At 66.3% G+C, this 19,485-nt stretch carries 22 protein-coding genes and 1 riboswitch; of the genes, 19 read left to right on the top strand and 3 right to left on the bottom strand.

The features are described 5' to 3' along the window. The first annotated feature begins 1 nt into the window (after nt 1). The 6 genes from AC4GY7_RS10750 to AC4GY7_RS10725 all read left to right on the top strand — a co-directional run bounded on the left by AC4GY7_RS10750 (nt 2) and on the right by AC4GY7_RS10725 (nt 4,422). Nucleotides 2-1,087, top strand: a complete 1,086-nt coding sequence (locus AC4GY7_RS10750) for a catalase family protein (RefSeq protein WP_491113673.1) — start codon at nt 2-4, stop codon at nt 1,085-1,087. Nucleotides 1,088-1,125: 38 nt separating this feature from the next. Then, nucleotides 1,126-1,695, top strand: coding sequence for a type 1 glutamine amidotransferase domain-containing protein (locus AC4GY7_RS10745; RefSeq protein ID WP_491113671.1), 570 nt, complete (start codon nt 1,126-1,128; stop codon nt 1,693-1,695). Then, complete coding sequence (gene budC, locus AC4GY7_RS10740) at nt 1,695-2,456, top strand: meso-2,3-butanediol dehydrogenase (RefSeq protein WP_491113767.1); 762 nt, start codon at nt 1,695-1,697, stop codon at nt 2,454-2,456. The genes AC4GY7_RS10745 and budC overlap by 1 nt, the downstream gene beginning before the upstream one ends. Before the next feature lie 53 nt (nt 2,457-2,509). Then, the gene (locus AC4GY7_RS10735; protein ID WP_491113669.1) at nt 2,510-2,926 is read left to right on the top strand and encodes an ester cyclase; all 417 of its coding nucleotides are present in this window, start codon (nt 2,510-2,512) and stop codon (nt 2,924-2,926) included. After that, on the top strand, nt 2,919-3,641 hold the full coding sequence (locus AC4GY7_RS10730) for an SDR family NAD(P)-dependent oxidoreductase (protein WP_491113667.1): 723 nt from the start codon (nt 2,919-2,921) through the stop codon (nt 3,639-3,641). Before AC4GY7_RS10735 ends, AC4GY7_RS10730 begins: the two co-directional genes overlap by 8 nt. 148 nt (nt 3,642-3,789) lie before the next feature. Then, nucleotides 3,790-4,422, top strand: a complete 633-nt coding sequence (locus AC4GY7_RS10725; RefSeq protein ID WP_491113665.1) for a tyrosine-type recombinase/integrase — start codon at nt 3,790-3,792, stop codon at nt 4,420-4,422. A 122-nt stretch (nt 4,423-4,544) separates the two neighbouring features. On the opposite strand, the gene AC4GY7_RS10720 is transcribed toward AC4GY7_RS10725, so the two are convergent. Then, nucleotides 4,545-5,231: a glutathione S-transferase gene (locus AC4GY7_RS10720; RefSeq protein ID WP_491113663.1), complete on the bottom strand. Its 687-nt coding sequence runs from the start codon at nt 5,229-5,231 to the stop codon at nt 4,545-4,547. Nucleotides 5,232-5,354: 123 nt separating this feature from the next. Here AC4GY7_RS10720 and AC4GY7_RS10715 point away from each other — a divergent pair, with 123 nt between their 5' ends. From AC4GY7_RS10715 to AC4GY7_RS10705, 3 genes are all read left to right on the top strand, one after another. Beyond that, nucleotides 5,355-6,236, top strand: coding sequence for an alpha/beta hydrolase (locus AC4GY7_RS10715; protein ID WP_491113661.1), 882 nt, complete (start codon nt 5,355-5,357; stop codon nt 6,234-6,236). Between the two features lie 221 nt (nt 6,237-6,457). Next, nucleotides 6,458-7,309 carry an archaetidylserine decarboxylase gene (asd, locus tag AC4GY7_RS10710; protein ID WP_491113659.1) on the top strand — a complete coding sequence of 284 codons (852 nt, stop codon included), beginning with the start codon at nt 6,458-6,460 and terminating at the stop codon, nt 7,307-7,309. Nucleotides 7,310-7,417: 108 nt separating this feature from the next. After that, complete coding sequence (locus AC4GY7_RS10705) at nt 7,418-7,696, top strand: hypothetical protein (protein WP_491113657.1); 279 nt, start codon at nt 7,418-7,420, stop codon at nt 7,694-7,696. A 399-nt stretch (nt 7,697-8,095) separates the two neighbouring features. Here AC4GY7_RS10705 and AC4GY7_RS10700 read toward each other — a convergent pair whose 3' ends face one another. Then, on the bottom strand, nt 8,096-8,425 hold the full coding sequence (locus tag AC4GY7_RS10700; RefSeq protein ID WP_491113655.1) for a DMT family transporter: 330 nt from the start codon (nt 8,423-8,425) through the stop codon (nt 8,096-8,098). Nucleotides 8,426-8,611: 186 nt separating this feature from the next. Further along, a riboswitch (cobalamin riboswitch) is annotated at nt 8,612-8,835 on the top strand. Nucleotides 8,836-8,967: 132 nt separating this feature from the next. Here AC4GY7_RS10700 and AC4GY7_RS10695 point away from each other — a divergent pair. Genes AC4GY7_RS10695 through AC4GY7_RS10680 form a run of 4 tightly spaced genes read left to right on the top strand, consistent with a single transcriptional unit; the run spans nt 8,968 to nt 11,621 of the window. Continuing rightward, nucleotides 8,968-9,954 carry a DUF1852 domain-containing protein gene (locus AC4GY7_RS10695; RefSeq protein ID WP_491113653.1) on the top strand — a complete coding sequence of 329 codons (987 nt, stop codon included), beginning with the start codon at nt 8,968-8,970 and terminating at the stop codon, nt 9,952-9,954. A 31-nt stretch (nt 9,955-9,985) separates the two neighbouring features. Next, a complete protein-coding gene (locus tag AC4GY7_RS10690) occupies nt 9,986-11,014 on the top strand; it encodes a methionine synthase (RefSeq protein ID WP_491113651.1) in 1,029 nt (342 codons plus the stop codon). Nucleotides 11,015-11,054: 40 nt separating this feature from the next. After that, nucleotides 11,055-11,318 (top strand): DUF3253 domain-containing protein, encoded by a 264-nt coding sequence (locus tag AC4GY7_RS10685; RefSeq protein ID WP_491113649.1) that lies wholly within the window; start codon nt 11,055-11,057, stop codon nt 11,316-11,318. Between the two features lie 48 nt (nt 11,319-11,366). Beyond that, complete coding sequence (locus AC4GY7_RS10680; protein WP_491113647.1) at nt 11,367-11,621, top strand: hypothetical protein; 255 nt, start codon at nt 11,367-11,369, stop codon at nt 11,619-11,621. Nucleotides 11,622-11,669: 48 nt separating this feature from the next. Here the strand turns inward: AC4GY7_RS10680 and AC4GY7_RS10675 are convergent, their stop codons facing one another. Further along, nucleotides 11,670-12,134 carry a hypothetical protein gene (locus tag AC4GY7_RS10675; RefSeq protein ID WP_491113645.1) on the bottom strand — a complete coding sequence of 155 codons (465 nt, stop codon included), beginning with the start codon at nt 12,132-12,134 and terminating at the stop codon, nt 11,670-11,672. 191 nt (nt 12,135-12,325) lie between these two features. Here AC4GY7_RS10675 and AC4GY7_RS10670 point away from each other — a divergent pair, with 191 nt between their 5' ends. From AC4GY7_RS10670 to AC4GY7_RS10645, 6 genes are read left to right on the top strand one after another with little or no spacing between them, the layout of a single operon-like run. After that, nucleotides 12,326-14,356 carry an HAD family hydrolase gene (locus AC4GY7_RS10670; RefSeq protein ID WP_491113643.1) on the top strand — a complete coding sequence of 677 codons (2,031 nt, stop codon included), beginning with the start codon at nt 12,326-12,328 and terminating at the stop codon, nt 14,354-14,356. Then, nucleotides 14,353-15,498 (top strand): glycosyltransferase, encoded by a 1,146-nt coding sequence (locus AC4GY7_RS10665; RefSeq protein WP_491113641.1) that lies wholly within the window; start codon nt 14,353-14,355, stop codon nt 15,496-15,498. Before AC4GY7_RS10670 ends, AC4GY7_RS10665 begins: the two co-directional genes overlap by 4 nt. Then, nucleotides 15,495-16,427, top strand: a complete 933-nt coding sequence (locus AC4GY7_RS10660; protein WP_491113639.1) for a galactosyltransferase-related protein — start codon at nt 15,495-15,497, stop codon at nt 16,425-16,427. The genes AC4GY7_RS10665 and AC4GY7_RS10660 overlap by 4 nt, the downstream gene beginning before the upstream one ends. Beyond that, a complete protein-coding gene (locus AC4GY7_RS10655; protein WP_491113637.1) occupies nt 16,424-17,497 on the top strand; it encodes a glycosyltransferase in 1,074 nt (357 codons plus the stop codon). Before AC4GY7_RS10660 ends, AC4GY7_RS10655 begins: the two co-directional genes overlap by 4 nt. Then, on the top strand, nt 17,494-18,396 hold the full coding sequence (locus tag AC4GY7_RS10650; protein ID WP_491113635.1) for a polysaccharide pyruvyl transferase family protein: 903 nt from the start codon (nt 17,494-17,496) through the stop codon (nt 18,394-18,396). Before AC4GY7_RS10655 ends, AC4GY7_RS10650 begins: the two co-directional genes overlap by 4 nt. Then, complete coding sequence (locus tag AC4GY7_RS10645) at nt 18,393-19,346, top strand: glycosyltransferase family 2 protein (protein WP_491113633.1); 954 nt, start codon at nt 18,393-18,395, stop codon at nt 19,344-19,346. Before AC4GY7_RS10650 ends, AC4GY7_RS10645 begins: the two co-directional genes overlap by 4 nt. Nucleotides 19,347-19,485: the final 139 nt, after the last annotated feature.

Raw genomic sequence — 19,485 nt, 5'->3', positions numbered from 1 at the left:
CATGACCTATCTGCGCTATTCACCCGACATCGAAACACACGAGCCCGACGAACAGGAGAGCATCGACGGCATCATCCAGGGCATGACCCAGGAGAGCCAGACGGTCGAGAAGCGAGACGGGCACGCGGTACGGGCGAGTCATGCCAAGAGCACGGCCTGTGTGATCGGCAAGCTCATCGTCGCGCCCGGGTTGCCGCCCGAACTCGCACAGGGCCTCTTCGCGGAACCAGGCACGTTCGATGTAGCCGTCCGCTTCGCGCAAGGACCGGGTGAGAAGCTCGGAGATCGCGTCTCGACCCACCGCGGCATGTCAATCAAGGTCTTCGGCGTCGAGGGCGCGAAGCTGCCCGGCCATGATGCGCCGACGCAGGACTTCGTCCTCGCCAGCGGCACCACCTTCCCCGCGGGCACCGCCGTGGGTTTCCTCTCGCAAGCCAAGAAAATAGGCCTGACGGTTCCCATGCCCGAGGGAGTGAAGAGCGCGGCCGCCTCCGTCGCTCGCAACATCAACAAGGTGTTGAACGCGGTTGGTGCGGGTCCAAGCCCAACGCTGGACTTCTATGGCCACCCCTTCAGCCACCCGCTGATCGAGGAATATTTCAGCCAGTGCCCAGTGCGCTTCGGTGATCATGTCGCTAAGATCGGGGCCTTTCCTGTTGCGGCCGAGCAACAGGCGCTCGTCGATTGGCAGCTCGACCCTCATCAGGATGAGGATGGCTTCCGCCATGCCGCGGTCGATTACTTCGAGGGCAACGATGCGGTGTTCGAGCTTCGGGCGCAGCTGTGGACCGATGCCGAGACGCAGCCCATCGAGGATACCTCCGTCGACTGGCCGACGAACGCGAGCCCGTATCGCACCGTCGCCACGATCCGACTGCCGCGGCAGTCGGCCTATGGTCCGGACCGCGTACGCTATTTCGATGAGGTGATGACGTTCCGCCCGGCCCATAGCCTGGAAGTCCATCGCCCGCTTGGCGGCGTGATGCGCGCGCGCATGCAGGTCTACCGGGCGCTCAGCGACTTCCGCCACCGCGAGAACGGCATCGCTGCTGCCAACACTGCCACCATCCAAGACATTCCGGCCTGAGCCTAAGCGCTAGTGATGCTGATAGTGAGAGGACAATCATGAAGCTCGAAAGCAAGAAAATCGCCATTCTAATCGCGCCGCGCGGGACCGAAGAGCCCGAGTTTGCCAAGCCGAAGGCTGCGGTCGAGGAAGCAGGCGGCCAGGTCACCGTCATCAGCCTGGACACGGGCGAGGCAGAGACGTTCAACAACGATCTCGATCCCGGCTCGAAGTTCAAGGTCGACAAGGCGATCGGCGACGTCTCGGCGGATCAGTTTGACGCGCTAATCATCCCAGGCGGATGCGTCGGCGCAGACAAGTTGCGTGGGTCGGATGCAGTCATTGCGTTCGTGCGCGATTTCTTCGCCACCAAGAAGCCAGTAGCTGCAATCTGTCACGCGCCGTGGACGCTGATCGAGGCCGATCAGGTACGCGGTCGGACGCTGACGTCGTTCCCGACCCTTCAGACCGACATCGAGAACGCAGGTGGCACCTGGGTCGATCAGGAAGTCGTCGTCGATCAGGGTTTGGTCACCAGCCGCAACCCTGACGATCTACCAGCCTTCTGCGCCAAGCTGGTCGAGGAGTTCTGTGAAGGCAAGCACGACGCACAGGCGGAGAACGCATGATGGCGCGCTTCTCCGACAAGGTCGTCGTCATCACCGGTGCAGCCTCAGGGATTGGTGAGGGCGCCGCGCGTCGCTTCGCCGAAGAAGGAGCGACGCTCGTATTGGGCGACATCGACAAGGGCGCGCTTGACAAGCTGGTGGGCGGGCTGAGCGGCATGGTCAAGGCCTATGAAACCGACGTGTCCGACCGCGCGGCATGCGAGGCACTGGTCAAGGCGGTGGTCGATCGGTTCGGTCGGATAGATGTGCTGGTCAACGACGCCGGCGTCGATCATCTCGGCAAGGTCGATGAGGGCGACTTTGCCGAATTTACCAAGGTGATCGAGACCGACCTGTACGGCGTCGTTCACATGAGCCGCGCGGCAATTCCCCATCTGCGCCAATCTAAGGGCTGCATTGTCAACGTCTCGTCGGTGTCGGGGTTAGGCGGCGATTGGCACCACAGCTTCTACTGCGCGGCAAAGGGGGCGGTCAGCAACTTCACCCGTGCGCTGGCGATGGACGAGGCAAGGAACGGCGTCCGCGTCAATGCGGTCAATCCCTCCCTCACCTATACCGCGCTGACCGCCGGGATGAAGGAACAGCCCGATCTGATCGCCAAGTTTGAAGAGCGCATTCCGCTTGGGCGCGGCGCTGAGCGCGCCGACATCTCGGGCGTGATCGCGTTTCTGGCAAGCGAGGACGCGCGGTTCGTCACCGGTGTAAACCTGCCGGTCGATGGTGGATTGACCGCGTCGAACGGGCAACCGCCGCTGTCGTAATAATCAGGGGCGGGCCCGCGTGTTGCCCCCTTCCCTAACCTTGGGAATCAAGCATGTCGATCGCATCGAACAAGGCCCTTGCTCTCGCCTATTTTTCCGCCTTCCGAGACCGGAATGAGGAGTGGTGGGACGCCCACATCGCGCCCGGTTTTATCCGCCACGATCCCGGACTCGGCTTCGCAGTCGAGGGGCCGGCAGGGATCAGAAAGCTGGCGGAGGTACTGCACGGCGGCTTCTCGGACATCGCTTATCCGATCGTGCACGTTGTGGCGGAGGGCGACCGCGTCCTTGTTCACCTGCGCCAGGTCGCGACCCATTCGGGTGAGTATGAGGGCACCCCGGCGACGGACACTCGCACCGATATCGAGGTCATGGACCTGTTCCGCGTCGAAGGCGACCAACTGGTCGAACACTGGGCGCTAATGGACAATCTTACCCTGCTCAAGCAGATCGGCGCAGTAGATGCCTGACATGTCCAAAAACCCGGCTAAGGTCGCGATCGTCACCGGTGCTTCGCAGGGTTTGGGTGAAGGCATCGCGGCCGGTTACCGTGCGCGTGGCTGGCGCGTGGTCGGCGTCTCGCGATCGATCGAGGCGGCGGATGAGCACGATTGGGTGAAGGTCGCCGGCGATGTTGCCGATCCGGATACCGCCCGCCGTGCGGTTGATCTGGCCTGTGATCGCTTCGGTCGCGTCGATACCCTCGTCAACAACGCCGGGCTCTTCATCGGCGCCGCGTTCACCGACTATACGCTTGAGCAATATGCGCAGATGACGCGCACCAACCTCGATGGCTTCTTCCACATGACGCAGTCGGTCTTGCCGCTGATGTTGAGGGAAGGAAGCGGGCATGTCGTGCAGATCGTCACCACACTTGCCGAGCACGCCAACTCCGACTTCCCCTCGGTCCTTGCGTCGCTGACCAAGGGAGGGCTGGCGGCGGCTACGCGCAGTCTCGCAGTCGAATACGCCGCGCGCGGGGTGCGGGCCAATGCGGTGTCGCCCGGCATCACGGAGACACCGATGCATCCGCCTGAGACACGCGCCGGGCTCGGTCGTTACCATCCGCTTGGTCGGATGGGCACGGTTGCAGACGTGGTCGGCGCGATCATGTACCTGGAAGATGCGAAGTTCGTTACAGGTGAGATCCTTCACGTCGACGGCGGGCAAGTCGCAGGACAGTGACCCAGAACCGATCGTGGCGACGCGCTCTGCCCTTCCGATTTCCGTCTTGCGCTCATAGAACCTATCACCCGGTCAGCCTGTTTTTTACGGCGTGTTTACCTCCCTGGCATATCATTGACTGATCAAGTTGGCTTGATGGAGATGACTGATGGGTCACTCGTCAACGGACCCTGCATATCATGAACTCTGGCCTTGCAACGAAGGCCGATTGGTCGGTGCCAAGCGGGCTCTGAAGCAGCAGCAGGTCTGGGCCATCCGCTTTTGGCTCGATCAACACAGGCGACTCCGTGACCGAGCCCTTTTTGACTTTACTATCGATAGCAAGCTCCGCGGCTGTGACGTGGTCAAGGTACGGATTGGCGATGTGGTTTCAGGCGGGCGTGTGCGCGATCGCGCTGCCGTCGTTCAGCAGAAGACCAAGCGACCCGTTCAATTCGAGTTGATGGGCACGGCCCGGAAGACGATGCGTGCGTGGTTGGAGCGCCGAGGCGGCACCCTGAACGACTTCGTCTTTCCGAGCCGTAACGACTACATGGCCCATATGAGTACGCGACAATACTCGCGTCTTGTGCATGAATGGGTCGTTGGCATTGGCCTTAATCCTCAGGATTATGGAACGCATTCGCTCCGACGTACGAAGGCTTCGATCATCTACAAAGCCACGGGGAACCTCCGCGCTGTTCAGATCCTCCTCGGTCATGCCAAAATAGACAGTACGGTGCGTTACCTTGGCGTGGACGTGGAAGATGCGTTGGAGTTGGCGGAACGAACCGAAGTGTAAGCAGACCCAGTAGCGGTCGTTTTAAGCGTGCTGCCCGCTTCCCAATTCCGGGCGCTCATTCATCTCGGCGTCCGGCGCTTCTCAACCGTTCCGCGTAGCTGTCCGGCTAGCCTTATGGGGGGTCAGAGGAATGCGGGGAAGTCGGGCCATACCCCGGCGTTCGCGGGCGGATCGACCTGCGCCCCGCCCTCCACGATGACGATCCGCTCGCCCGGACACCATGGCGCGACCCGGTCCATAATCCGCTGGAACAGATCGGAGGCAAGGTGCGCCGCAAGCCACGCTTGCAAATGAGGCAGCGTCAGCGTGTTGAACCATTCGCGATCGACTGCGGCGAACTGCCGAACGAAAGGCATGATCGCCGCATCAGCGATCCCCATTCGTATCCCGGCGAGCTGTCCCGTGGAGGCTAGGCGGGCATCGAGTTCTCGCAGGAACAAAAGGCCGAGATCGCGATGCTCGGCCGCGTTAGAACCATGGCGATCGGGATATTTATAGCGGTCGAGGTGGTGCTTGAAGCTGCCGTCGTTGCTGGCGATCAGGGCCGGATCGTCGCGTGCCAGCCAGTCGTCCGGGTCGCGAAGCGACAACGCCCACCGCATGGCCCCGAGACTTTGGTCGATCACCGCGCCATCGGCGGTTCGCAGGACCGGCACGGTACCCTTGGGCGAAATCGCGAGCATCGCATCAGGCTTGGCCGAGAGGCGAACCTCGCGGAGTTCATAGCGCACGCCACTGACGGCCAGTGCCAGTCGCGCACGCATCGCATAGGGGCAACGACGAAAGCTGTAGAGGATAGGGTTGGCCATCACCCCCTATGCGGTGCAGGGACGGCGTTTGAAAGGTGCGCGGGGCGTGCCCCACCCGGCGACGTCGGCTATGCTGCGGGGAAAAACGGGAGGACGCACGATATGATCCGGGGCAGGAATGGCATGAGGCGGCGCGGCGTGGGTTCGGGCATCGGTGCCTTGCTCGGGGCGCTTGCCACCGCCTGTTCGCCGCTTGGTGCCTTCGACAGGCTGGTGCCTAAGGATCGGGGCGGTACCCTGGTCGCCAAGAGGCTGGCCTATGGGTCGGCGCCACGACAGCGACTGGACGTCTACGCACCGCGTGGCGGTTGCGGGCAGCCACGACCGGTCGTGGTGTTCTTCTATGGCGGCAGCTGGAACAGCGGAACGCGGGCGGGCTATACGTTCGTCGGCCGCGCGCTGGCGGCGCAGGGGTTCGTGACCGTCGTCTCGGATTACCGGCTGGTGCCCGACGTCCGGTATCGGGCGTTCGTCGAGGACGGTGCCGCCGCCGTACGCTGGGTGCGTGCGAACGCCGACCGATATTGCGGCGATGGCCGCTTGGTCGTGCTGATGGGCCATTCGGCGGGCGCGTATATCGCCGCGATGCTGGCGGTCGATCCGCGCTGGCTGGGAGAGACGCGGTCGGTCGTGCGGGGGTTCGTCGGGCTTGCTGGACCCTATGACTTTGCCCCGTTCGACGTGGATGCGAGCCGTGCCGCCTTCGGACAAGTATCCGACCCGGCGGAGACACAGCCGGTGACATGGGCCGGAACCGGTGATCCACCCGCACTTCTGCTATACGGGACCGAGGATACCGTCGTGCGTCCCCGAAACAGCGAAGCGCTGGCAGACAGGCTGCGCGCGGGCGGCGTTGCCGTGAAGCAACGGGCATATCCCAAACTGGGCCATGTCGGCATCCTGCTCGCGCTCGCCCGCCCGTTTCGCGGTCGTGGACCGGTCCTGGCGAATGTCGCGGGGCTCATTCGGTCGACGGTGAACGTGGATGATGCCGATCGCCGCTGAGACCAAGTTAGATCAAAGTTCGCAGAGGCCGACCCAGAGGCGGACATTCGGGGCCAGCACGTAGCTTCCAGACAACAGACGCTCATTCATGTTCGATCGCAACGCTGTTCCGGCGGGATGCTCGCAACCGCATTGATCTACCTCGTTGTTAAACGCACGTCACGACGGTCGACCTGCGGGCTCGTGTCACTACAAGGGTGGATCGACGTTTCGAGGTTCCGATGTCCGATCGCCTGACGGTCCTGCTCCAATACATTTTGCCCAAGCAGCACTTGACCACGTTTGCTGGTCGCATCGCCGGAGCGCATGGAGGTTCGATGACAACGCGGCTGATCCGCTGGTTCGTTGGCAAATATGCCGTGGACATGAGCGAAGCCGAAGATGCGGACATCGCCAGCTACAAGAGTTTCAACGACTTCTTCACTCGTCCCCTCAAGGCCGGCTTGCGCCCAGTGGCGAACGCCAGTTTTGTCTGCCCGGTCGACGGCGCGATCAGCCAGTTTGGACGAATCGACGACCGTCATATGCTCCAGGCAAAGGGACATCGCTTCACTACGACGGAGCTGGTCGGCGGCGACGACGCGCTGGCCAATCAGTTTCGCCACGGCAGCTTCGCCAACCTGTACCTGTCCCCTAGGGATTACCACCGCCTCCACATGCCTTGCGATGGCAATCTCACCCGCATGATCTATGTGCCGGGAAAGCTGTTCTCGGTGAACCCTGTCACGGCGCGCGGCGTGCCGAACCTGTTCGCCCGGAACGAGCGCGTGGTTTGCGTCTTTGACTCAGCGGAACATGGCTCGTTCGTCATGGTGCTGGTCGGCGCGACGATCGTCGGAAGCATGGCAACTGTGTGGCACGGCGTGGTCAATCCGAAGCGTACCAACACGACATCCGAATGGACCTATGCCGCCCATGACATCGTGCTGAAGAAAGGCGAGGAGATGGGCCGCTTTCTCTTCGGCTCCACGATCGTCATGTTATTCAGGCAGGGAGCCATCCGCTTCAACGACGATTGGGCGCCAGAGCGAAAAGTGCGTCTGGGTGAAATGATGGGTCATCGCGCAGCCTGAATTGCCCGTCCGCTCGACAAGAGCAAGCAAACACCCAAAAACAAACATGAGTTTGACTTGGCTTGCCCTGACGGCCAGTCTCTTATTCTACCATCAGGGGGCGCCAACATGGTCTATTTGCTCAGCTTTGTTGGTGCGGTAATGGCGACGGCTTTTATCGTCGCGCTATCACGCCTGCTGCTCAACTTCTTCCTGCCGGAAGCGGGAAACAATATACCTTCACTCTGCTTGGGAATAGGTTTCTTGATAGGCCACTACTCGTTCAGCGGTTCGCTTGCCGATCCCGAAACCGCCGTGGCGATCACGAAGTTTTGCGGAAGCGCGATGTGCCTCATCATTCTCGGTGCAAGCATCCGGTATCGGGCGAACCGCATAAAAGTCGCCTGACCACCAGCTTTGCCGAAAAACAGACTGGCCGCTTCCAAGAATACGCCCATCATGCCGCATCATCACGAAGTGCCTTGAATGCATCGATAATCCGCCGTGCCTCCGCTGAAGGCTGTTTGCAAAAGTTCGAGACGTGTCAAATCTGGCTCACCAAGCGATGACAGCCACTTAGCTCGCTACCTCCGCCTTCATCCGGTGTGGAGCCGTTCGCCCGGCAGGTGCGGTTCGCTGGCTTGGTTCCATCCCGGGCCGCCACCCAGCGTCCGTCAGCGGAGAATGACGTCGGAGTTTCCGCGCGGCAGCATGGCCTGCCCTCCCGTGTGAAGCCTGGTTGACACCGCACCGCTCATGCCGATCGGTCCTGACCCGCTGCGCCAGCGGAACGGCTGCGTCCGGGCGTCAGTGCTCGCTGGTGATCGAGAACAGGTTCATGACGATGACGCCGCCGATGATGAGCGCCATGCCGATGAGCGCGGCGGCATCCAGTGTCTGCCCCTGGACGGCCCAGGCGATCGCGGCGACGAGGACGATGCCGACGCCGGACCAGATGGCATAGGCAATACCCGTCGGGATGGTGCGCAGAGCCAGTGACAGACAGTAGAAGGCGATACCGTAACCGGCCGCCATGATGAGCGTGGGAACCGGTCGCGAGAAACCCTCCGACTGCTTCAGGAACGACGTGGCGATCACTTCGCCGACGATCGCGATCGCGAGAAACAGGTAGTTCATGGCTTGCGCCTAGCAGCCAGGTCATCCGGCGCAATGGCGTCGGCACGCCCCCCATCGGACGGACGACACGCACACATGCAGGTCGCCGCTACGCCCATCGCTCCGCCTCTCGCCCAAATCGCGAACAAGCCGGCTCAACATATAAAGAAATCTTTATATCTCGATTGACAGTGCCGCCGGGCTGGTGTTGAAGGCGCGGGTCGAGGTTCCCCGCCTCAGGCGTGACGGCGGGGCTAAGACGGGAAGCCGGTGGCGCTCTTGCAGGGCGGAATCCGGCGCTGCCCCCGCAACTGTAAGCGGCGAGCGATGGTCCCATTTCGTGTCACTGATCCTCCGCAAGAGGCTCGGGAAGGCCGGGATCACCGCATTGACCCGTGAGCCAGGAGACCTGCCTTTCGACGCCATAACGTTCCTCGGACGGGGGTTCCTCCGGTGGATCGCGCTTGACGCAAGGTCCGCGACACGCGCGTGTCGGCACGGGCTTGCCCGTGCCTCGCGCGCTCTATCCTGCGGCTCACCCGTCTGCACAGTGCAGGTGAGTCATGACGAATAGCGGCTTCACGTTCACGATCAGCAGCATCCCGTTCGACGAGGGCTATCGCCCCGCCGACAACACGCGCACCACCACCAATTTCGCCAATCTGGCGCGCGGCGCAAACCGGCAGGAGAATTTGCGCAACACGTTGCAGATGATCGACAACCGCTTCAATTCGCTGGCGCATTGGGACAATCCCGCGGGCAACCGCTACGCGGTCGAACTCACGATCCTGTCCGCGGCACTGACGATCGATGCCGCCGATCCCGCCGACGCGTTTCCGCTGATCGAGATCCTGCAGACGACCATCGTCGACCGGACCACCGGCGAGCGGACCGACGGCATCGTCGGCAACAACTTCTCGTCCTACGTCCGCGACTACGATTTCAGCGTCGTGCTGCCCGAACACCTGCGCCGGCATCCGGAGGGCGGCGCACCCGAAGGGTTCGGCGATCTGCATGGCAATCTGTTCAAGCACTTCCTGAACTCGGCCGCCTATCGCGAGCGGTTCGCCAAGCCGCCGGTCATCTGCCTCAGCGTGTCGAGCAGCCGGACCTACCATCGGACCACGAACGAGCACCCCATCCTCGGCGTGGAATATCGCACCGACGATGTCTCCGCGACCGACGCCTATTTCGCGAAGATGGGCATGACGGTGCGCTACTTCATGCCGCGCCACGCCGTCGCGCCGCTCGCATTCTACCATATCGGCGATTTGATCGGCGATTACACCGCGCTGGAACTGGCCGGCACGATCAGCACCATGGAAACCTTCCAGAAGATCTACCGGCCGGAAATCTACAACGCCAATTCGGTCGCGGCCGCCCGCTATCGGCCCAGCCTCACCTATCAGGATTATTCGCTGACCCGCATCGTCTACGATCGCGAGGAACGCAGCCGGCTGGCGATCGAGCAGGGCCGCTTCGCCGAGGAACATTTCATCAAGCCGCATGCGGCGGCGCTCGATCGGTGGTCCGCACGCTGCCCCCGCTGACTTCCCGCGATCCACAAAGGTATTTTTCGACATGACGACCTTGTTGCCGACCACCACCGCAGGCAGCCTGCCCAAACCCGCCTGGCTCGCGCAGCCCGAAACGCTCTGGTCGCCGTGGAAGCTGGAGGGCGAGGCGCTGGCGGCGGGCAAGCGCGACGCGCTGCGCCTCGCGGTCGACGACCAGCGCCGGGCCGGAATCGATATCGTCGGCGACGGCGAACAAACACGCCAGCATTTCGTGACGACCTTCATCGAGCATCTCGACGGCGTCGACTTTCAGCAGCGCGAGACCGTCCGCATCCGCGACCGCTATGACGCGAGCGTGCCGACCGTGGTCAGCGCCGTCTCCCGCCCGCAACCGGTGTTCGTCGAGGATGCCCGATACCTTCGCGCGCAGACCGCCGGGCCGATCAAATGGACGCTGCCCGGCCCGATGACGATGATCGACACGCTGTACGACGCGCATTACCGCAGCCGCGAGAAACTGGCCTGGGAATTCGCGCTGATCCTCAACCAGGAGGCGCGCGAGCTGGAAGCGGCGGGTGTCGACATCATCCAGTTCGACGAGCCCGCGTTCAACGTCTTCTTCGACGAAGCGAACGACTGGGGCATCGCCACGCTGGAGAAAGCGGCGGAGGGGCTGCGCGCCGAAACCGCGGTGCACATCTGCTACGGCTACGGGATCAAGGCCAATACCGATTGGAAGAAGACGCTGGGCTCGGAATGGCGCCAGTATGAGCAGACCTTCCCCAATCTGCAGAAGTCGACGATCGATATCGTGTCGCTGGAATGCCAGAATGCGCGCGTACCGATGGACCTGATCGAGCTGATCCGCGGCAAGAAGGTGATGGTCGGCGCGATCGACGTGGCGACCGACGCCGTGGAAACGCCGGAGCAGGTCGCCGACACCCTGCGCAAGGCCTTGCGCTATGTCGACGCCGACAAGCTCTACCCCGCCACCAACTGCGGCATGGCGCCGCTGGCGCAGGACGTCGCGCGGGGCAAGTTGCGGGCGCTCAGCGCCGGCGCGGCGATCGTGCGGGCGGAGCTTTCGGCCTGATCGCCAGAGCGGTAGCGGTGTCGGGCGATGGCTTGACCGCATGGCACGCTGGGCCGACGCAGGGCCGATGAGCGATCCACGCGAAGCGACGCTGCTGCTGCTCTCGCGCCGGGCACCGGATGCGACGGTCTGCCCGAGCGAGGTCGCGCGCGCGATCGCGCCGGACTGGCGCGGCGCCATGCCGGCCGTGCACGCCGCGGTGGACGGGCTGGTCCGCGATCGGCTGGTGCGGCTGAGCTGGAAGGGTCGTAGGCTCGCGGCCCGATCCGGCCCCTATCGGATCGGTCGCCCCGATGGCGATTGAAGCGCATCCCCCCTCCCCCGCCGGCGGCGGCCGCGCTATCGCGCGACGATGGCGAGGAAGAAACGCTACCTGACCGCGACGATGGCCGACGGCTATGTGAAGACGATCGGCCCCACCGCGGCGCCGTTCACCCATTACTGGCGCATCGTCGCCCATCTGCACGGCGGCAAGACCGAGGTGTTCTGGGGCCACAGCAATTCGGCGAAAGAGGCCACGGGCAAAAAGGCGCTGATCGAGCAGGCGGCGCGGCGACACGGGTGGAAGGGCTTCGATTTCGAGGTGGTCGCACTCACCGAACACTGACGCCCGCGGGGCATCGCCCGATCCCCCAGCACATCCGGAAACGGGCGATCACCGCGGCCCCGCGCCGTCGAGCAGCGCGGTGATCGCGGCATGCTCGACCCTGAGGTGCTCCAGAAGCTGACCGCTCATCGCGATCATGTCCGCGCGATACGCCTGCCAGTCGTCGGCGACGTTCACATGCTGCCAGCGGCTGACGTAGCGGCCGAACGCCTCCCCCATCATCACGCATTCGCACTTCAACAGGCGGGCGGTAGCCGATCGCGCCTTGTCGCCGCTTTCGATGACCGGATCGAAGATCACGCCGTGCTTGAACCGCTGATAGCGCCCGAGCAGCTCGGACACGCGACCGCGATCGATCTGCAACAGCTCCGAAGCTTCGGTCCGATCCAGTTCGACCAGCGCGCGGGCGCAGGTGACGATCTGCACGGCCTCCGCGACGAACGCTTCCGCGTCCTCCTTTGCATTGGCGCTGAACTGCGGTGTTGGCGCGGCAACCGGGGCATCGAAGGTCATGTCGCGGACCGTGGGCTCGGTCGGTTAACGAACCTGACGTATCGGCGCGATGCGTACGGTTTCGTTCCCAATGCCGCGCAACCGGATCGGCATCGTTCCCGGTCCGGCACAAAAAAATTAATCCAGATCGATACTTCGGACCGATTCCGCTACCGCAACGTTACGCTCCAGCAATCAAAAAAGGGGCGCTCTTGATCATTCTTCATCTGGCGCTCGGCGGCTGCCTGAAGGCGCCGCCCGTCGATTTCGGCATCACGGCAGACACCGGTGGACATATCGCCTATGTGCTCGACGCCGCTCGCCACCAGGCGCTGCGTCCGGAGGTGGAGCAGGTCGTGATCGCCACCCGCCTGTTCGATGACGAGCGGCTCGGGCGCGCCTATGCGCAACCGCGCGAAGCGGCAGGCGACAAGGTCGTCATCGAACGCATCGCCGGCGCGGACCGGCGCTATCTGGAGAAGGAAGCACTGGGTGCGGACCTTGCCGCGTTCACCGCCGCCTTTTGCGACCACCTGGCTGCGGCACCGCGCCGGCCCGACGTCATCCATGCCCATTTCGCCGACGCCGCGGCAGTGGCGATGGCGGCACAGCGCCGCTTCGGCATCCCCTTCGTCTACACGCCGCATGCCCTCGGCATCGACAAGCGCGCGCACGGCGGCGCATGCCCGGGCCTTGATTCCCGTATCGCTGCCGAGAGGACCGCGATCGCCGCCGCCGCCGCGATCGTCGTCTCGACGCGGGAAGAGGCCGTGCGGCAGGTCGGCGGCTATGGTGTACCGCTCGGCACCCGCGTGCACGCGATATCGCCGGGCGTGCCGCGCCGCGATCTCGTTCCCACCGCGCCGACGCTGGCGGATCGGCTGGACGACTGGCTCATTTCCCCCGACCTCCCCATCATCCTCGCCGTCGCCCGCCCGGTCGAGAAGAAGAACCTCGCCGCCCTCGTCCGCGCCTATGCCGCCGATGCGGTGCTGCAAGGCGCCGCCAACCTCGTCATCCTCGCGGGCCAGCATGGCCATGCCTCCGACGAGGAACGCGCCGTCCTCGACGAACTGCATGCCCTCGCCGCCGCACCGGCGCTGCGCGGCCGGGTCGCGCTGCCGCCGCGCCACGACGCCGACGATGTCGCCGCCCTCTATGCACGGGCCGCACGCGGCGGCGTCTTCGTCAACCCGGCGCTGCACGAACCGTTCGGCCTGACGCTGGTCGAGGCCGCCGCCGCCGGCGTGCCGGTCGTGGCGACGCGCAACGGCGGCCCTGCGGAGATCGTCGACACCATCGGCCACGGGCTGCTGATCGATCCCCGCGATCCCGCCGCCATCGCCGCGGCGATACGAGCGATCATCACCGACGCCGCCCGGCACGCGGCCTGTTCGGCGGCCGCGCTCGCCGGCGCCGACGCCTATTGCTGGCATCGCTATGCGTCGGCGACCTCCGTCCTCTACCGGCACATCGTCAGCCCGAAGCTGCTCGCCTCCGACATCGACAACACGCTGACCGGCTGCCGCGACGGCGCCGCAGCCTTTGCCGCCTGGCGTGCGCGCTCGTCGCTGCCGTTCGTGGTCGCGACCGGGCGCAGCTTCGATGCCGCGCGCATGATCCTGCGCCGCTGGCGCCTGCCCCGCCCCGACGCGTTCATCGTCGACGTCGGCACCCGGCTGATGCTCGCCGACGGCCGCGGCGGCTGGCGTGCCTGCGACGATTACGCGCGTGCACTCGATGCCGGCTGGGACCGTGCCGGCGTCGCCGCCGCGCTCGCCCCGCTCGGTATCGAACCCCAGCCCGTCGCCACCGCCGGCCCGCACAAGATCAGTTTCTTCGGGACCGCCGCCGATGCGGAGCGGATCCGCGCCACATTGGCCGACGCCGCGCTTGCCGCGCGCGTCGTCTTCTCGCACGGCCGGCTGATCGACGTGCTCGCGCCCGCCGGCGGCAAGGCGCAGGCGATCGCCGCATATGTCGCGCGCCACGGCTGGACGCTCGCCGATTGCATCGCCGCGGGCGACAGCGGCAACGATGCGGATATGCTGGCGGCATGCGGCCACGCCATCGTCGTCGGCAACGCCAGCGACGATCTCGCCGACCTGCCGCGCCGCGCCGGCCTGCACCGCACGACAGCGCATCATGCCGCCGGCGTGCTGGAGGGGCTGGGCGCCCTGGGCCTTGATGCTGACCGCAACGCGCCACGCGCCGCCGCGGCCGGCGTGGCGGCGGCGGCATGATGCCGCCCTTCGGCTATTTCGTCCACCACCAGGGACGCGGCCATGCCGAACGCTGCGCGGCCATCGCCCATGCGCTGCCGCCGACGCGGCCGATGACGGTGTTCTGCGCACGCGACGACATCTTCCCGCCCTTGCCGGATCAGGTCGATATCGTGCGCCTGCCATCGCTGTTCGAACCGACCGGCACCGAACCGCAGACCATGGACTGGGTGCCGACGCCGCAGACGCTGCACTGCGCGCCGCTCGGCTGGCCCGGCATCCGCCGTGCGATGGCGACGCTGTCCGCGTGGTTCGACACCGCCAACCCCGCCCTGATGATCTGCGACGTGTCGGCCGAGGTCGCGCAGCTCGCCCGCATCTGTTCGGTCCCGCACGTGAAGGTGCTGCAGCACGGCGATCGCGACGATCCCGGCCACCGCGCCGCCTATGACGGCGCGGCCGGCCTGCTCGGCCCCTTCCACGCCGATCTCGCGCAGCCGGAATGGGATGCCGGGCTGCGCGCCAGGACGTGCTTCGCCGGCGGCCTCGGCGTCGACGTGCGCATGCCCGAGCGCGAGGTGGCGCGCCAGCGCATCGGCGTCGCGCCCGATGAAGAGATGATCCTGGTCCTGTCGGGCGGCGGCGGCGAGGGGTTCGCGCAAGCCCCGCTCGGCGTCGGCGCCCGCTCGCACCCGCAGGCCCGCTGGATCACCATCGGCAAGGTGCAGCGCGACTGGCACGCCACCGAACCCGCCAACATCGAACATCGCGGCTGGGTGGCCGATGCCGCCGACCATATCGCCGCCGCCGACCTCGTCGTCGCCTCCACCGGCAACACCACCTGCCAGCAGATCCTCGCGGCCGGCCGCCCCTGGCTGGCGATCCCCGAATGGCGCTATTTCGACGAACAGCATCGCAAGGCGGAGGCGCTCGCCGCCGCCGGCGTCGCCTGCGTCCGCCCGCACCTGCCCTCGTCGGCGCAAGGGTGGACGGCCGCCCTGGCGCAGACGCGCGCCACGCACCGGCCCGATCGCCAGCGCGCGATGATCGACGATGCGCCGGCCGATCGCGTCGCCTTGTGGCTGGAGGCGCTGGCCGACCGGCTGTGGACGCCGCCGCTCACCCCCCTTCCCCTGACCGCTATGGAGACCCGCCGCCCATGACCAACGTTTCCGTCGTCACGCTGGCAAAGGGCCGCGCCGACCATCTCGCCAATGTCGTCCGCGGCCTGTCGCTCCAGACGCAGACGCCCGTCGAGCTGATCGTGGCGGTGATGCAGGACGAATTGTACGTGCTTCCCGACGCCCCCTTCCCGATCCGCCAGATGCAGGTGACGGGCGAGGCATTGCCCCTCGCCGCCGCCCGCAACGCCGCGGCGCGTGCCGCGGTCGGCGACGTCATCGTCTTCCTCGACATGGATTGCATCCCGACGCCGCAACTCGTCGCCGACTATGCCGGCTTCGCGGGCGAGGTGGATGCGCTGCTGATGGGCGAGGTGATGTACCTCCCCGGCGGCGCCACTGCGGGGGAATGGACCTACGATGGCTTCGCCGCCGTGGCGCAAAAGCATTCGGATCGCCGCGGCCCGCCGCCACGGGGCTGGGAGGTCTGCGCCGACTATCGCTGCTTCTGGTCGCTCAATTTCGCGATGCGGCGGTCGACCTTCTTGGCGGTCGGCGGCTTCGACGAACGCTATGCCGGCTATGGCGGGGAGGATACCGACTTCGGCAAGACGCTCGATCAGGCCGGCGTGCCGATCGCGTGGATCAAGGGCGGCCTTGCCTACCACCAATATCATCCGCATCACATGCCGCCCGTCCACCATGTCGACAGCGTGGTGCGCAACGCCCAGCTGTTCGAGGCGAAATGGGGCTACCGGACGATGGGCCACTGGCTCCACGCCTTCCGCCTGATGGGCCTCATCGACGATGCGCCGGGCCGGCCGATCCGCATCCTGCGCCGCCCGGACGCAGGCGACCTCGCCCTCACCGGCCAGCAGAGCCACCAGCCCTATGCCAACACCGCCACCGTGCTGCGTCAGCTCGAGGCGGCTGCGCAGCAGGCCACGCCGCACGATCCCGTCGCCGCATGAGGATCGCGATCCTCGCGCATGTCCGACAGCGCATCGCGCAGCCGTTCGCCGGCGGCATGGAGGCGCATTGCTGGGAACTGGCCGCCGGGTTGCAGGACCGTGGCCACGACGTCGTGCTGTTCGCCTCGGGCGACAGCGATCCGCGCTTCGCCATCGATCCGGTGCTGGCCGAACATTACGAGCGCACCTTCCCTTGGGCGGAGCATCGCGGCTCGGCACCGCTGATCGCGCACCTCGACGCCGGCTATGCCGCCGCGTGCGACCGGATCGCCGCGGGCGGGTTCGACGTGGTCCACAACAACAGCCTGCATCGTTTCCCGCTGGAGCAGCGGCGGACGGCGGCGGTGCCGACGGTCACCTCGCTGCACGTCCCGCCCTATGATGCCCTGCACTGGTTCGTCGCGGCGAGCCCCTCGGCCCGGCATCGCCTGACCGTCACCTCGGCGCGGCAGCTTGCCGCCTGGTGGCCGGACGGCGCGCCGCCGCAGGCGTCGGTGCTGCACAACGGCATCTGCGTCGCCCGCTGGCCCTTCGTGGCGAACGGCAATGGCGAGGCGGTCTGGTGCGGTCGCATCACCCCCAACAAGGGGCCGCATCTCGCCGCGCAGGCGGCGCTCGCCGCAGGAGTCCGCCTGACCCTGTTCGGCGCCATCGAGGATCCCGATTACTGGGCCGCGCAGGTCGCGCCGCTGATCGGGCCGGGCGTCGCCTATGGCGGCCATCTCGATGGGCCTGCACTGGCCGGCGAACTCGGCCGAGCGTCGGTGTTCGTGTTCACGCCCTGCTGGGACGAACCCTTCGGGCTGGTCGCGGCCGAGGCCATGGCCTGCGGCCTGCCCGTCGCCGCCTTCGACATGGGCGCCGCGCGCGAGGTGATCGGCGAAGCTGGCGCCTTCGCGGCCGCCGGCGACGTCCAGGCCCTCGCCGCCGCGATCGGTGCGGCACGCGCCATCCCCCCCTCGGTTCCCCGCGAGCGGGTGCTGCGCCTGTTCACGCAGGACCTCTGGCTGAATCGCTGCGAAGCCCTGTACCACGAGGTCGCGGCCGGCGACACGCAGCTTGCCGCATGAGCGACGTCATCACCGCGCAGCGTAGCGCGCTCGACGCTCTCTATCGCGCTGCCATCGGACCGGGCGAGCGTTACGCCCTGCTCGACTTCCCCGATCACCCGAACGTCGGCGACAGCGCGATCTGGCTGGGCGAATGCGCCATGCTGCGCGCCGTGACCGGGAACGATCCGGCCTACGTCTCCACCTGGCACGACTTCGATGAAGCCGCGCTCCGCCGGGCCTGTCCGGATGGCGTCGTCTTCCTGCACGGCGGCGGCAACCTCGGCGATATCTGGCCGCATCACCAGCGCTTGCGCGAAACGGTGCTGACCCGGATGCGCGACCGGCGGGTCGTGCAGCTGCCGCAATCGATCCATTTCGACGATCCCGCCGCCGCGGCACGCTTCGCGCACATCGCCGCGGCGCATCCCGACCTGACGCTCTACGTCCGCGATCGCCCCAGTCTCGCGACCGCGCAGGCCTTCGTCGGCGCGCGTGCGGCGCTCGCGCCCGATTCCGCCTTCGCCCTCGGCCCGCAACCGCGCAGCGCCGCCGACCGGCCGCTCCTCGCGCTGCTGCGGACCGATGCCGAGCGTGTCGCGGACCGGGCCGGCCCACCCGCCGAAGCCGCACCCGTCGACTGGCTGGAGGATGAGGGCCACCTGCCCGATGACCGCTCAGAGCGGGCGGCCGCCCGTGTCGCGCGGGGCCTCGCCCTGTTGTCCCGCGGCGAGCGGATCGTCACCGACCGACTGCACGGCCACATCCTCGCCCTGCTGCTCGGCATCCCCCACGTCGTGCTCGACAACAGCTACGGCAAGGTCGGCGCCTATATCGATGCCTGGACCGCCGGCTCGCCGCTGGTGGCGCGGGCGGCGTCGTGGGCGGAGGTGGCGGCATCGCCCCGCATCGCCGCATGACCGCGCCGATCGAGATCAGCCTGCTGGTCTGCACCCGCAACCGCGCCGCCGCGCTGCCGGCGCTGCTGGCCTCCATCACCCGCGCCCTCGACCATAGCGCCCGCCGCACGATCGAGGTCGTGATCGTCGACAACGGTTCGACCGATGCCACCGCCGGCCTGCTCCGGACGTGGCGGGATGCGCAGCGCTGCCCCGTCCGCCTGCTCGGCGAGGATCGGCCGGGCCTCGCCCGCGCCCGCAATCGCGGACTGGGCGCCGTCTGCGGGGCGATCGTCGCGATGACGGACGACGATTGCGTCCTGCACGCGGCGTATTTCGAAGGCCTCGCGCGCTGCTTTGCGGAGGTCGGTTCCCCGGCGATCGTCGGCGGGCGCATCCTGCCCGGCGACGCCCGCGACCTGCCCGTGACGCTGAAGCTGGAGGATCATCCGATGGTCGCGCCGCCGGGCACCTTTCCTGGCGGGTTCGTGATGGGCGCGAATCTCGCCATGACCGCCGACGTCCTGTCGCGCGTCGGGGGCTTCGACGAACGCTTCGGGGCCGGCGCGCCGTTCATCGCGGCCGAGGATACCGACTTCCTCTTCCGCGCCCTCGGCCTCGCTATCCCCCTGCACTATGATCCGCGCTTCGTCGTCGATCACCATCACGGCCGCCGTGACATCGCCGACGAGACCCGCCTGCTCGCCGGCTACAGCTTCGGCGATGGCGCCCTGTACGCCAAGCACGTCCTCACGGATCGGCGCGTGATGACCTTCCTCTACCGCGACGTGGCCAGCCTGTGGCTCGACGTCACCCGTCCCATCACCGCGCACCGGGGCATCACCCATTTCCGCGCATTCTGCCTGTGGCACCGGATCAGGGGCTTCCTAGCCTTCGCCCTGCGCCGCCGGGAGACCACCGCACCCAAGACTGACATCTCAGACACAAAACCAAGTAAAATAACAGCTTAACATCACGCCGCAGTGCCAAACCGATAAATGCCCCCAGCACCTGCCAAGATCACAACATCCCCCGGCAATTCTTTTTCGCCGCCTCTGCTTCCGTTTCGGCCGAAAGGCGTTCTGCCTGCCATGAAACGGCCGCGCACAA

The sequence above is a fragment of the Sphingomonas sp. SP5 genome, from assembly GCF_058313455.1.
The sequence above is the reverse complement of the archived record's forward strand: the minus strand, read 5'-3'. Positions and strand labels throughout refer to the sequence as shown.